We start from the raw sequence: 13351 nt of genomic DNA on the forward strand, positions 1-13351 counted from the left end.
GGGCGATTCTGTCAGGCCTCGAGCAGGAAGTCGGTCAGCACGGCACGGCCGAAGGCGAGCGCATCGAGCGGCACGCGCTCGTCGACGCCGTGGAACATCGCCGGGAAGTCGAGGCCCGGGCCGAGCCGCAGCGGGGCGAAGCCGTAGCCCGTGATGCCGAGGGCGCTGAGCGCCTTGTTGTCGGTGCCGCCCGACAACAGGTACGGCAGAACCTCGGCATCCGGGTCGTGTCGTCGCAGCGCGCCCACCATGCGCTCCACGAGCGGGCCCTCGAAGGGGCTCTCGAGCCCGACGTCGTGGTGCACGATCTCGACCTCCACCTCGGGGCCCGCGAGTTCCCGCAGCTCGGCGAGCACGGCATCCTCCTGGCCCGCGAAGGGGCGCACGTCGACGAGCGCCTCGGCGCGATCGGGGATGACGTTGTGCTTGTAGCCGGCCTCGAGCACCGTGGGGTTGGAGGTGGTGCGCACCGTGCCGCGCAGGAAACCCGCGGCGATGCCGGTGCGTTCGATGAGGGCCACCGGGTCCTCGTCGGGTGCTGCGTCGAGCAGACGCCGCACCCCGGTGAGCATGGCGCTCGTCGTGGCGCCGAGCTGCACGGGCCACTCGTGCGTGCCGATGCGGGCGACCGCCGCGGAGAGCTTCGTGATGGCGTTGTCGCGGATGACGCGCGAACCGTGGGCGGCCACGCCGCGGGCCACGAGACGCACCCAGAGGAGCGCCTTCTCTCCCGTCTGCAGCAGGTAGGCGCGGCGGCCGGCGAGGTCGATCGAGTAGCCGCCCACCTCGCTGATGGCCTCCGTGGCCCCCGCGAAGAGCTCCGGGTGGTGCGTCACGAGGTGGTGGGAGCCGAACACGCCGCCGTTCTCCTCGTCCGAGAAGAACACCACGACGAGGTCGCGGGCGGGGCGTCTCCCCGAGCGCAGGATGTCGCCGAGGCTCGTGAGGATCATGGCGTCCATGTCCTTCATGTCGACGGCGCCACGGCCCCACAGCATCCCGTCGCGGATCTCGCCCGCGAAGGGGTCGACGCTCCAGTTCGCCGGGTCGGCCGGGACGACGTCGAGGTGGCCGTGCACGACGAGGGCGGGGCGGCCGGGGTCGGCGCCCTCGACGCGCGCCACGACGCTCGTGCGGCGCGGGGCCGCGTCGTAGAGATGCGGCTCGAGTCCCAGGCCGCGGAGCTCGGCCTCGACGTACTCGGCCGCCTCCGTCTCGCCGTTCGCGCGGCCGCCACCCCAGTTGGTGGTGTCGATGCGGATGAGGTCGCGGGCGATGCGGGCGGTGTCCTCGAGTGCGCCGTCCATCCCCACACGCTACCCGTGACTTCGTTCGGGAGGACGACACGCCGCATCCGCCCCCGCATCCGGGCCCCGCACGGCGCGTCGTCCTCCCGAACGAAGTGGATGCGACGCTCAGTCGCGCAGGTAGGCCGGGTGACCGGCGACGTAGGTGGCCGCGGTCGTGCGGTCGTCGCCGAGGGTGGCGAGCACGAACAGCAGCTCCTCGACCGAGGAGGCCCGCGCGCTGCGGAAGGCGAGCAGCTCGGTCGCGGCGGGATCCAGCACCACGAGGTCCGCCTCCTTGCCGACCTCGAGCGAGCCGATCCGGTCGCCGAGACCGAGGGCGCGCGCCCCGCCGAGGGTCGCGAGGTAGAGCAGCTCGGCGGCGCCGAGCGAGAGCCCGTCGAGGTGGGCGACCTCGTAGGCGGAGGCCATGGTGCGCAGCAGGGAGAAGCTCGTGCCGGCGCCGATGTCGGTGCCGAGCGCCACCCGCACCCCGGCATCCGCCGCGCGGCGCAGCGAGAACAGGCCGCTGCCGAGGAACAGATTCGAGCTCGGGCAGTGGGCGATCGCCGCACCGGCATCGGCGAGCCGCGCCCGTTCGTCGGTGCGCAGATGGATGCCGTGGGCGAAGACCGAGCGCTCGCCCACGAGCCCCGCGCGGTCGTACACGTCGAGGTAGCCGTGCGCCTCCGGGAACAGCTCGCGCACCCAGGCCAGCTCGGCGTCGTTCTCGCACAGGTGGGTGTGCAGCAGCACCCCCGGATGCGCGCGCAGCAGCTCGCCCGCCGCGTCCAGCTGCGCCCGGGTGCTCGTGGGCGCGAACCGCGGGGTCACCGCGTAGCCGTTGCGGCCGGTGCCGTGCCAGCGGGCGATGAGCTCCGCCGACTCGGCCGCGCCGGCATCCGCCGTGTCGAGCAGACCCGCCGGGGCGTTGCGGTCCATGAGCACCTTGCCCGCCACCATCCGGGTGCCGCGGCGCAGCGACTCGGCGAAGAACGCGTCGACCGACACCGGGGAGCTGGTGCCGAAGCTCAGCGCGGTCGTGGTGCCGGCGCGCAGGATCGTGTCGAAGAAGACCCGTGCGACGGCGGCCGCGTGGTCCGGATCGGTGAAGGCCAGCTCCGCCGGGAAGGTGAAGTTCTCGAGCCAGTCGATGAGCTGCGCGCCGTGGGCACCCACGATGCCGGTCTGCGGGTAGTGGGTGTGCGCGTCGACGAAGCCGGCGGACACGATCCGCCCGCGATGGTCGTCGACGGTCGCTCCCGGCGGGATGCGGTGGGCCGTCTCGGCGTACGGTCCCACGGCGGCGATCAGGCCGTCCTGCATGACGAGGAGGCCATCCGGATGCTCGACGAGCGCGGCCGGGTTCGGACCGAAGGGGTCCCCCGTGATCGTGACGAGATGCCCGCGGATCGCGCGGGCCGGGGCGTGACCCTCGGGTGCCGGCGCGAAGCTCATGGCTCCATCATGGGGCGTCCCCGGGCGTGCGCGACCCCTCCTCGGACCGTGCTAAGGTCTATCTCCGGTCCTCCTTGTGAGGATCGCACTCGCGCGGGTGGCGGAATTGGCAGACGCGCTAGCTTGAGGTGCTAGTGCCCGTATAGGGCGTGGGGGTTCAAGTCCCCCCTCGCGCACGCGAGTGCGAAGGCCCCGGATCGTGGATCCGGGGCCTTCGTCGTGTTCGGGGCGATCCGCCGGCACGACCCCCGGAGACGGGGTGCGTGGCGCGCCGTTCGGACGTGCCTCCCCGCGGCGAAGCCACGTAGCATCCAGTGCAAGATGAAACCTGGTCCCGTGCGCATGCGAGGTGTGCTGACGAACTGGAACGACGAACGCGGTTTCGGCTTCGTCACCCCGGCCGTCGGCGGCCCCGATGTGTTCGTGCACATCTCCGCGTTCGCATCGGGCGGCCCGCGCCCCGTCGAGGGCGACGAGGTCGACTACCTGCTCGAGTTCTCCCCCGAGGGCAAGCCGCGTGCCGGGCGCGCCTCGGTGGTGTCGGCGGATGCGGCGCGCCGTGCGCCCGAGCCGGTGTCGCATCCGCGCCTCGCGCCCGCCCGCCGGGCGAGCCGGCTCGGCTACCTCGCGGTGCTCGGCTTCATCGGCATCGCCTTCGTGATGGCGCTCATCCACCCGATCCCGTACTGGGTGTGGATCCTGTACCTCGGGATGTCGTTCGCCACCTTCGTCGCCTACGCGCTCGACAAGCGCGCGGCCGCGACCGAGGGGTGGCGGCTGAGCGAGGGCTCGCTGCTCGCGATGGGGCTCGCCTGCGGCTGGCCGGGTGGCGTGATCGCGCAGCAGGTGTTCCGGCACAAGACGATCAAGATGAGCTTCCAGGTGGTGTTCTGGGTGACGGTGATCGTGAACGTGGTCGCGTTCGTGGTGTTCTCGTGGGTCGGGACACTGGACCAGCCCGGGATCCTCTCCCCGTAGGCCGGGTTCCCGGCGTCGGCGCCCGGGCGTAGCATCGAATGCATGTTCGAGTCGGCGCGCGCGGAGGAGATCCGCGGACTGCAGGATCGCATCCGCGGCATGCAGCGCACCCGGCTCGACGAGCGCGCGCTGCCCACCTCGGAGTCGCTCGCGGAGCTGCTGCCCGGTGGCGCGCTCGCGGCGGGTGGCAGCTACGTCGTCGAGGGCTCGACGGCGCTCGCGCTCGAACTGCTGCGCGAGCCGAGCCGTGCGGGCTCGTGGTGCGCCGTCGTGGGCATGCCCGACCTGGGGGTCGAGGCGGCCGCCGCCGCGGGCCTCGAGCTCGAGCGGCTCGTGCTCGTGCCGCATCCGGCCGAGCAGTGGTTCGCGGTCGTCGCGGCGCTCGTGGATGCGGTCGCCGTCGTGCTCGTGCGCCCGCCCGCCCGGGCGCGCGTCGGCGAGGCGGCGGCCGGGCGGCTGGCGGCGCGGCTGCGGCAGAGGGGGGCCGTGCTCGTCTCGACGCGCGACTGGCCGCGGGCGCATGCGCGGCTCGAGGTGTCCGAGAGCGACTGGGCGGGGCTCGGCGCGGGGTTCGGGCACCTCGCGGCGCGGCAGGTGACGGTCGCCTCCCGTTCGCCCGCCTGGCAGGGGCGCAGCCGCTCCCGGCGGCTCTGGCTGCCGGATGCGCGGGGGCTCGTCTCGCCCGTGCAGGCGCGGAGCGCGGAGGGTGCGGGCGTTCCCCTGCGCGCCGTCGCCGGCGGTCTCTAGGCTGACGGGATGCGGTACCGCTTCGAGGCCGAGCTGCGGCGCTGGGAGGCGCGCGTGCACGACGACTGGTACTTCGTCGACCTGCCGCTCGAGCAGTCGGCCGAGATCCACGAGTGGGCGGATGCGCTCCCCCGCGCGGGCTTCGGCGCCGTCAAGGTCACGGCGCGGGTCGGCGCCACGAGCTGGTCGACCTCGATCTTCCCCGGGGCATCCGGTGTCTACAGCCTCGTGCTGAACGCCCGCGTGCGCCGCGCCGAGGGCATCGAGCCGGGCGACACGGTCGTCGCCGAGGTCGAGCTCGCGGGGTGACGCGCCGCCGCGCCCGACCCGCCGCATCCGCTGTTTTCGCAACTCAGGAGCATCCGCCCGGAACGACGCTTCCCGGGCCTCCTCGCGGTTTTCTCCTGAGTTGCGAAACTGCCGTCTTCCGCAACTCAGGAGAAAGGTGTTGCGGCGGGGATTTTCGGGGCGGATGCGCCGGGATCTCCTGAGTTGCGGAATCACGAGGCGGGTTGACGCATTCGAACAGATGTTCGAGAATGGGGTATGACCGCGACCGCTCCCCGGCTTCTCGTGCTGCACGTGGCCGACTGGGCGGTGCGGGCGCAGGGCCGCGCCGAGCGCATCCCCGACGGGCAGGCCGTCGCGCTCGTGGCGAAGGGGCTCGTGGTCGCCTGCACCCCCGCCGCCCGGCATGAGGGGGTGCGCGAGGGGATGCGGCAGCGCGAGGCGCAGGGTCGGTGCCCCGGGCTGCGGGTGCTGCGGGAGGACCCGGCCGTCGCCGTGCGCGCCTTCGAACCGGTGCTCGCCGCCCTCGAGCAGGCGCTGCCCGGCTGGCACGCGCTGCGTCCCGGCACGGCCGCGATCCGCGCGCGCGGCCCCGCCCGCTACTACGGCAACGAGCGGGCAGCCGCGCGCACGGTGCTCGGCATCGTCGCCGAGGCGGGGGCGGATGCGGCCCGGGTCGGTATCGCGGCCGGGCTCTTCGCCGCCGAGCTCGCGAGCCGTGTCGGCCGTGAACAGTCGCGCATCGTGCCCGACGACGAGACGACCGCCTTCCTCGCCCCGCTTCCCGTCGCCGCCCTCGGCGACCCCGAGCTCGCGTCCCTGCTCCCCCGGCTCGGCATCCGCACCCTCGGCGAGTTCGCGCGGCTCGAGGAGGCGGATGTCGTGGCCCGCTTCGGTCCCGCCGGGGCGCGCCTGCACGCGCTCGCCCGCGGCCGGGATCCGCGGCCCGCGACCCCGCGCATCCCGCCGCGCGACATCGACGCGGTCGTCGACTTCGAGCCGGCCGCCGAACGCGTCGACGAGGTCGCCTTCGGCGTGCGGGCCGCGTGCGACGACTTCGTGCGCGCCCTGCTCGCCGAGCGGCTCGTCTGCACGGCGCTGCGCATCGAGCTGCTGAGCGACCGCGGCGAGGGCGACGAGCGGGTCTGGTTGCACCCGCGCTCCTTCTCGGCCGCCGAGGTGGTCGACCGGGTGCGCTGGCAGCTGCAGGCCACCGAGACGCTCCGTGCGGGCGTCGTGCGGGTGCGGGTGAGCCCCGAGGCCGTCGACCCCGTGCACGTGCACGAGGGCGGCCTGTGGGGGCTCGGCCCCGACGAGCGCGTGCACTCGGCGCTGTCGCGCGTGCAGGGCATGGTGGGCCACCGCGGCGTGCTCACCCCGCGGCTCGCGGGCGGTCGCCGCCCCGCCGACCGCCAGCAGCTCGTGCCGTGGGGCGACCGTGCGGTCGTGGCGCGACCGCGCACCGATCCCTGGCCGGGCGCTCTGCCCGATCCCCCGCCCACGACCGTCTACGAGGTGCCGCGCCCGCTGCGGGTCGAGGATGCGCGGGGTCGCCCCGTCACGGTCGACGAGCGCGGGGCGGTGAGCGCGGCCCCCGCCGTGCTCGTCGCGCAGTCCGGCACCCGGCGCGAGCTCACCGCCTGGGCGGGCCCGTGGCCCCTCGAGGAGCGCTGGTGGGATCCGCAGACCGCCCGCAGCGCGCACCGCCTGCAGGCCGTCGACGCCACCGGATGCGCGTGGCTGCTCGTGCTCGACGCCGAGGGCTGGTGGGCCGAGGGGCGCTACGACTGATGGGCTGGAGCAACCCGCCGGTGCCCTGGGCCGAGTTCGAACGCACCCTCTCGGGCCGCCGCCCCGCGGAGGACGAGGCGCACGACGGCGGCGACGGCCCGGCCTTCTCGCGCAAGCGCGGGCCGTACCTGCCGCCGCGCGAGCTCGTGCGCGACCCGGATGCGCTGCCCTACGCCGAGTTGCACGCGCACTCGAGCTTCAGCTTCCTCGACGGCGCCTCCTCGCCCGAGGAGCTGCTCGAGGAGGCGGAACGCCTGGGCCTCAGCGCGCTCGCCCTCGTCGACCACGACACCTTTGCCGGCATCGTGCGCTTCGCCGAGGCGGCCGAGACCTCGAGCGTCGCGACGGTGTTCGGCGCCGAGCTCTCGCTCGGGCTCGCCGGCCCGCAGAACGGCGAACCCGATCCGGAGGGCAGCCACCTCGTGGTGCTCGCGCGCGGGCCGGAGGGCTACCACCGCCTCGCCTCCGCCCTCACCGAGGCGAACCTGCGCGGCGCCGAGAAGGGGCGGCCCGTCTACGAGCTTCCGCGGCTCGCCGAGGCAGCAGGCGGGCACTGGGCGGTGCTCACCGGATGCCGCAAGGGCGCCGTGCGCCGCGCGCTCGAGACGGGCGGGGCGGATGCCGCGGGCCGCGCCCTCGACGAACTGGTCGCCGTCTTCGGGCGGGAGGCCGTGCACGTCGAGCTCATCGACCACGGCGACCCCCTCGACAGCGACCGCAACGACGTGCTCGCGGAGCTGGCATCCGCCCGCGGACTGCCGGTGCTCGCGAGCGGCAACGTGCACTACGCCCACCCCGGGCGGCGGCACCTGGCCGCGGCGGTCGCCGCGGTGCGCGCCCGCCGCAGCCTCGACGAGCTCGACGGCTGGCTGCCCGCCACGGGAGGGGCGCACCTGCGCTCGGGCCGCGAGATGCGCGAGCGCTTCGCCCGCTACCCGGGAGCGGTCGAGCACGGGCTCGAGCTCGCCGCCGAGCTCGCCTTCCCGCTGCGCCGCGCGAAGCCCGCCCTGCCGAGACAGCAGGTGCCCGAGGGGCACACCCCCATGTCGTACCTGCGCGAGCTGGTCTGGGCGGCGGTCCCCGAACGCTACCCCGAGCTCGACGAGGCGGGGCGCGCCCGCATCGAGGCGGAGCTCGACGTCATCGCGACGAAGGACTTCCCCGGCTACTTCCTCATCGTGCACGACATCGTCGCCTTCGCCCGCAGCCGAGGCATCCTGTGCCAGGGGCGGGGGTCTGCCGCCAACTCGGCCGTCTGCTACCTGCTCGGCATCACCGCGGTCGACGCGATCGCCTACCGGCTGCCGTTCGAGCGCTTCCTGTCGAGCCTGCGCGACGAGGAGCCCGACATCGACGTCGACTTCGACTCGGACCGCCGCGAGGAGGTCATCCAGTGGGTGTACGGCAAGTACGGGCGCCGCAACGCCGCCCAGGTCGCCAACGTCATCCAGTACCGGCCGAAGAACGCCGTGCGCGACATGGCGAAGGCGCTCGGCTACAGCCCCGGGCAGCAGGACGCCTGGTCGAAGCAGGTCGACGCGCACGCCTGGAACCTGGAGGCGGCCGCGACCGCCGACTCCGACATCCCCGCGCCCGTGATCGAGCTGGCCCGCGAACTGCTGAAGGCCCCGCGGCACCTCGGCATCCACTCGGGCGGCATGGTGCTCACCGACCGGCCCGTCGGCGAGGTGGTGCCGATCGAGCACGCCCGCATGAGGGACCGCACCGTCATCCAGTGGGACAAGGACGACGCCGCCTGGATGGGGCTCGTCAAGTTCGACCTGCTGGGCCTCGGCATGCTCGCGGCTCTGCAGCACTGCTTCGACCTCATCGTGCAGGCCACCGGCGAGCGGTGGACGCTGCAGACGCTGCCGAAGGAGGAGCCGGCCGTCTACGACATGCTGTGCCGGGCCGACTCGATCGGGGTGTTCCAGGTGGAGTCGCGGGCCCAGATGGGGTTGCTGCCGCGCCTGCAGCCGCGCAGGTTCTACGACCTCGTGGTGCAGATCGCGCTCGTGCGGCCGGGGCCCATCCAGGGTGGGGCCGTGCACCCCTTCGTGCGCCGCAAGCTCGGGAAGGAGCCCGTGGAGTACGCGCATCCGAAGCTCGAGCCGGTGCTCGCGCGCACCCTCGGGGTTCCCGTGTTCCAGGAGCAGCTCATGCAGATGGCGATGGCGGTGGGTGAATGCTCGGGCGAGGATGCCGACCTGCTGCGCCGCGCGATGGGCTCGAAGCGCGGGCTCGAACGCATCGACCGGCTGCGCGAGAAGCTCTACGCGGGCATGGCGTCGAACGGGCTCACGGGGGCGGCCGCCGACGACATCTACGCCAAGATCCAGGCCTTCGCGAACTTCGGCTTCGCCGAGAGCCACAGTCTGAGCTTCGCCCTGCTCGTCTACGCGAGCTCGTGGATCAAGCTGCACTACCCGGCCGCGTTCCTCGCGGGCCTGCTGCGGGCCCAGCCGATGGGCTTCTACTCCCCCGCCTCGCTCGCCGCCGACGCGAAGCGGCACGGTGTGCGGGTGCTGCGGCCCGACATCCTGCGCTCGGGGGCGGATGCGGGGCTCGAACCGCTCTCGGACGGTGCGATTCCCGCCGCCACCGGCCTCGACGCATGCCGCGAACGGCATCAACCCGATCCGGGCGAGTTCGACCCCGCGGCTCCGGATGTCACGGCCGCGCACCGCCGGGACGGCGGGGTGGCCGTGCGGCTGGGGCTCGCGGCGGTGCGCGGCATCGGGGCGCCGCTCGCGACGCGCATCGTCGCCGAGCGCGAGACGGGCGGCGCTTTCCGCGACATGGAGGACCTCGTGCGCCGCGTGGGGCTCACGACGGCGCAGCTCGAGGCGCTCGCCACCGCGGGCGCCTTCGAACCCTTCGGGCTCGCCACCCGCGAGGCCCTCTGGCGGGCGGGCTCCGCCGCCGAGCACCGTGCGGAGTACCTCGCCGGCACGGTCGTGACCGTGCAGCCGCCGCTGTTCGCCGACCCGAGCGCCTTCGAGACGCTCGGCGCCGACCTGTGGGCCACCGGCATCTCCCCCGACGACCACCCCGTGCGGCACCTGCGCGCGGGCCTCGATGCGCGCGGCGTGCTGTCGTCAGCCGCCCTGCGGGGCGCCGAGCCGGGGCGGCGCATCGAGGTGGCGGGGCTCGTGACGCACCGGCAGCGGCCGGCCACGGCATCCGGGATCACCTTCATGAACCTCGAAGACGAGACGGGTCTCGTCAACGTCATCTGCGGCGCCGGCTTCTGGGCGCGGCACCGTCGTGTCGCCCGTGACGAGCCCGCGGTGATCGTGCGCGGCATCCTGGAGCGCAGCCCCGAGGGCGTCGTCAACGTGCTCGCCGACGGCATCGAGCCGCTGCGTGTCGGCGTCGCCCACCGCTCCCGCGACTTCCGGTGAGTGCCGCGCCCCTCCGCGGGTTGAGTGCCGCACCACCCCTCCGCGGGTTGAGTATCCGCGCAGCGACCCCCTCCCGCGGGTTGAGTAGCCCGCGCAGCGGGCGTATCGAAACCCATGCAGACGTGGACCAGTGAGGCCTCACCGAGCGAAGGCGCCCCGTCGAGGGGCGCCTTCGCTGGTTTCGATACACCGCGCTTCGCGCGGCACTCAACCAGCAGGAAGGTGACGCCGTGCGGCGGCATTCAACCAGCGGGAAGGTGACGCCGTGCGGCGGCACTCAGCGAGTGGGAGCCCCCAGCTCCGCCTCGGCGAGCAGCACGCACAGCGCGAGCGCCTCGATCGCGGGCTCGAGCTCCGACTCGGGAGGCAGCGACGGCGCGATGCGGATGACGCTGTCGCGCGGGTCGTCGCCGTAGGGGTACGCCGCACCGGCGGGCGTGATCGCGATCCCGGCCCCCTTCGCGAGCTGCACGGCGCGCGCTGCGGTGCCGTCGGGCGCGTAGAGGGTGACGAAGTACCCGCCCGCGGGCTTGGTCCAGGTGGCGCGACCGGACAGCTTCTCGCCGAGCACCCGATCGACGAGGGCGAACTTGGGCGCGAGCAGCTCCCGGTGCCGTCGCATGAGCGCCCGCACTCCCTCCGCGTCGCGGAAGAAGCGCGCGTGGCGCAGCTGGTTGAGCTTGTCGGGGCCGATGGTCTGCACGGAGGCGTGCTCCCGGAACCACGCGACGTTGGCGGGGCTCGAGGCGAAGAACGACACCCCGGCACCGGCCTGGGTGATCTTGGAGGTCGACGCGTACACGAACACGCGGTCGGGGTTGCCCGCCTCGGCCGCGAAGCCGAGGATGTCGAGCGGCGCGGGTTCCGCCTCCGTGAGGTGGTGCACCGCGTAGGCGTTGTCCCAGAAGATGCGGAAGTCGCCCGCGGCGGCGGGCAGCGCGACGAGGGCGCGCGCCGTCGCCTCGTCGACGACCGATCCGGTGGGGTTCGCGTACGTCGGCACGAGCCACATCCCGCGCACGGCCGGGTCCGCGAGGTGCTCCGCGATGGCCGGCAGGTCGAGCGAGCCGTCGGCGAGATACGGCACGGAGATCATCCGGATGCCGAAGCTCTCGGTGAGTGCGAAGTGCCGGTCGTAGCCGGGCGAGGGGCAGAGGAACGCGACGTCCTGCCCGACCCACGGCTCGCCCCCGGGGACGCCGTGCAGCAGGGCGTGCACGAGGGTGTCGTGCATGAACTGGAGGCTCGCGTTGTTGCCGGCGAGCAGCTGCGCGACGGGGATGCCGAGCACCTCGGCGAAGATCTGACGCAGCTCGAGCACTCCGTCCGCACCGCCGTAGTTGCGCAGGTCGGTGCCCGCGGCATCCCGGTAGTCGTCGGAGAGGTCGATGCCGAGCAGGCCGTTCGAGAGGTCGAGCTGGGCCGCCGAGGGCTTGCCGCGGGTGAGGTCGAGCGAGAGTCCGCGAGCCTTCAGCGCGTCGTAGTCCGCGCGCAGGCTCTCGAGGGTGTGGGGCATGTCTCCACGCTACCCGCTGGGCATCACGCTCCCGTGATGCCGATCCGGCTCACGCGGACCCGAGACGCCGCCGCAGCAGCTCGATGCGGGCCTGCAGCTGGGCCACGGTGCAGCGGGCCACCTCGGGGCCGCCGCAGAGGCGCCGCACCTCGGCGTGCACCTGCGCGTGGGTCTGGCCGGTGCCGCGCGCGTGGATGCTGACGAGGCTATTGAGCAGCCGCCGCTGCTCCGAGAGGGTGCGGTGCAGCGGCTGCGGCTGGGTCTCCTCCTCGCCCCGCTCGGCGCGCTCCTCGCTGCGGCGGGCCTGGCGCCGCTGCCGGTGGCGCAGCAGCTCGGAGACCTGCTCGGGCTCGAGGATGCCCGGGATGCCGATGAAGTCCCACTCCTCGGGGCTGCCGGGGGTGGCGAGCGCGCCGTAGTCCTCCCCGTCGAACATGGCCTTCTCGAAGGTCGCGTACGAGCCGAGCGCCTCCCACTCGAACTCGTCGGCGAGTTCGGAGGAGCTCTCCTCCTCGCGGTTCGCCTCGTCGACCAGCCCGTCGTCGAGCAGCGCGTCGTCGGCGCTCTCCCGGTCGAGGGCGTGGTCGCGTTCCCGCTCGAGCTCGGCGCCGAGCCGTAGCAGCACGGGCACACTCGGCAGGAACACCGTCGCGAGCTCACCGCGGCGGCGTGCGCGCACGAAGCGGCCGATGGCCTGCGCGAAGTAGAGCGGCGTGGAGGCGCTCGTCGCGTACACGCCGACGCACAGCCGGGGCACGTCGACGCCCTCGGACACCATCCGCACCGCCACCATCCAGCGCTGGGTTCCCTCGGCGAAGGCCGTGATGCGCTCCCCCGAGCCCGCGTCGTCGGAGAGCACGAGGGTCGGCGGGGTGCCCGTGAGGTCGGTGAGGATGGTCGCGTACGCCCGGGCCGCGGCCTGGTCGGTGGCGATGACGAGTCCGCCCGCGTCGGGGATGTGCTGCCGCACCTCGCGGAGGCGTCGGTCGGCGGCCGAGAGCACGGCGGGCATCCAGTCGCCCCCGGGGTCGAGCGCGGTGCGCCAGGCCTGCGCCGTGACGTCCTGCGTGTCGTCCTGGCCGAGCGCCGCCTCCATCTCGTCGCCCGCGCGGGTGCGCCAGCGCATCGAGCCGGCGTAGCTGAGGAACACGACGGGGCGCACGACGCCGTCGCGCAGGGCATGCCCGTAGCCGTAGGCGTAGTCGGTCTGCGAGAGCCGGATGCCGCGCTCGTCGCGCGCGTAGTGCACGAACGGGATGGGCGAGGTGTCGCTCCGGAACGGCGTGCCGGTGAGCGAGAGACGACGTTCGGCGCCCTCGAACGCCTCGCGCACGGCATCCCCCCAGCTGAGCGCGTCGCCCGCGTGGTGCACCTCGTCGAGGATCACGAGGGTGCGCGCCGAGTGGGTGAGCTCGCGGTGCAGGCTCGCGCGCACGGCGACCGCCGCGTAGGTCACCACGACCCCGTGGAACTGCCGTGATTCGCGCCCGTGACGGTTGCTGAAGCGCGGATCGAGGCGGATGCCGGCCCGGTGCGCGGCATCCGCCCACTGCACCTTGAGGTGCTCGGTGGGCGCGACGACCGTGATGCGGTCGACGAGGCGGCGCTGCAGCAGTTCGGAGGCGAGGCGCAGCGCGAAGGTCGTCTTGCCGGCGCCGGGTGTCGCCGAGACGAGGAAGTCGCGCCGGCTCGCGGGGTTCGCGGCCGGATCGAAGTAGCGGGAGAGCGCCTCCTCCTGCCAGGCCCGCAGCTTGCCCGCGGTGCCCCAGGCGGCCCGCTCCGGGAAGCTCGGCGAGAGGTGCTCGGCGGCGGCGGTCGCGCGGAACGCCCGCTCCCCCGACACCTCGCTCACCCGACGAGCGTAGTCGGCGACGCCGACGCCC

General features: G+C 73.9%; 9 protein-coding genes and 1 tRNA gene. 6 read left to right on the forward strand and 4 right to left on the reverse strand.

Annotation, left to right across the window (positions count from 1 at the left end):
- Window positions 1-11 precede the first annotated feature (11 nt).
- Window positions 12-1307, reverse strand: a complete 1296-nt coding sequence (locus D7I47_RS12635) for a M20/M25/M40 family metallo-hydrolase (RefSeq protein ID WP_120763385.1) — start codon at window positions 1305-1307, stop codon at window positions 12-14.
- A 108-nt stretch (window positions 1308-1415) separates the two neighbouring features.
- A complete protein-coding gene (gene guaD, locus D7I47_RS12640; RefSeq protein ID WP_120763386.1) occupies window positions 1416-2744 on the reverse strand; it encodes a guanine deaminase in 1329 nt (442 codons plus the stop codon).
- A 91-nt stretch (window positions 2745-2835) separates the two neighbouring features.
- Between guaD and D7I47_RS12645 the strand changes: the two genes are divergently transcribed.
- The 6 genes from D7I47_RS12645 (at window position 2836) to D7I47_RS12670 (ending at window position 9952) form a co-directional block, all read left to right on the forward strand.
- Window positions 2836-2920, forward strand: a tRNA-Leu gene (locus D7I47_RS12645).
- A 166-nt stretch (window positions 2921-3086) separates the two neighbouring features.
- Window positions 3087-3722, forward strand: coding sequence for a DUF1294 domain-containing protein (locus tag D7I47_RS12650; RefSeq protein ID WP_227000990.1), 636 nt, complete (start codon window positions 3087-3089; stop codon window positions 3720-3722).
- A gap of 42 nt (window positions 3723-3764) precedes the next feature.
- The gene (locus D7I47_RS12655) at window positions 3765-4469 is read left to right on the forward strand and encodes a hypothetical protein (RefSeq protein WP_120763388.1); all 705 of its coding nucleotides are present in this window, start codon (window positions 3765-3767) and stop codon (window positions 4467-4469) included.
- A gap of 9 nt (window positions 4470-4478) precedes the next feature.
- Entirely contained in the window at window positions 4479-4778 is a 300-nt protein-coding gene (locus tag D7I47_RS12660) for a DUF1905 domain-containing protein (RefSeq protein ID WP_120763389.1), read from the forward strand.
- A gap of 237 nt (window positions 4779-5015) precedes the next feature.
- The gene (locus D7I47_RS12665; RefSeq protein WP_120763390.1) at window positions 5016-6548 is read left to right on the forward strand and encodes a DNA polymerase Y family protein; all 1533 of its coding nucleotides are present in this window, start codon (window positions 5016-5018) and stop codon (window positions 6546-6548) included.
- Window positions 6548-9952, forward strand: coding sequence for an error-prone DNA polymerase (locus D7I47_RS12670; protein WP_120763391.1), 3405 nt, complete (start codon window positions 6548-6550; stop codon window positions 9950-9952). The genes D7I47_RS12665 and D7I47_RS12670 overlap by 1 nt, the downstream gene beginning before the upstream one ends.
- Before the next feature lie 277 nt (window positions 9953-10229).
- Here D7I47_RS12670 and D7I47_RS12675 read toward each other — a convergent pair whose 3' ends face one another.
- Together D7I47_RS12675 and D7I47_RS12680 are read right to left on the reverse strand one after the other, a co-directional pair.
- Window positions 10230-11468, reverse strand: coding sequence for an aminotransferase class I/II-fold pyridoxal phosphate-dependent enzyme (locus D7I47_RS12675; protein WP_120763392.1), 1239 nt, complete (start codon window positions 11466-11468; stop codon window positions 10230-10232).
- A gap of 49 nt (window positions 11469-11517) precedes the next feature.
- The gene (locus D7I47_RS12680) at window positions 11518-13320 is read right to left on the reverse strand and encodes a DEAD/DEAH box helicase (protein ID WP_120763393.1); all 1803 of its coding nucleotides are present in this window, start codon (window positions 13318-13320) and stop codon (window positions 11518-11520) included.
- Window positions 13321-13351: the final 31 nt, after the last annotated feature.

Origin of the sequence: Protaetiibacter intestinalis, from assembly GCF_003627075.1 — a bacterium.
GTDB classification, from domain to species: Bacteria; Actinomycetota; Actinomycetes; order Actinomycetales; family Microbacteriaceae; genus Homoserinibacter; species Homoserinibacter intestinalis.

Excerpts from the sequence above, each read along its gene's own strand:
- D7I47_RS12660 (WP_120763389.1), top strand. The coding sequence starts at position 4,479 with ATGCGGTACCGCTTCGAGGCCGAGCTGCGGCGCTGGGAGGCGCGCGTG.
- D7I47_RS12650 (WP_227000990.1), top strand. The coding sequence starts at position 3,087 with ATGCGAGGTGTGCTGACGAACTGGAACGACGAACGCGGTTTCGGCTTC.
- D7I47_RS12670 (WP_120763391.1), top strand. The coding sequence starts at position 6,548 with ATGGGCTGGAGCAACCCGCCGGTGCCCTGGGCCGAGTTCGAACGCACC.
- guaD (WP_120763386.1), bottom strand. The coding sequence starts at position 2,744 with ATGAGCTTCGCGCCGGCACCCGAGGGTCACGCCCCGGCCCGCGCGATC.
- D7I47_RS12665 (WP_120763390.1), top strand. The coding sequence starts at position 5,016 with ATGACCGCGACCGCTCCCCGGCTTCTCGTGCTGCACGTGGCCGACTGG.
- D7I47_RS12655 (WP_120763388.1), top strand. The coding sequence starts at position 3,765 with ATGTTCGAGTCGGCGCGCGCGGAGGAGATCCGCGGACTGCAGGATCGC.
- D7I47_RS12675 (WP_120763392.1), bottom strand. The coding sequence starts at position 11,468 with ATGCCCCACACCCTCGAGAGCCTGCGCGCGGACTACGACGCGCTGAAG.
- D7I47_RS12635 (WP_120763385.1), bottom strand. The coding sequence starts at position 1,307 with ATGGACGGCGCACTCGAGGACACCGCCCGCATCGCCCGCGACCTCATC.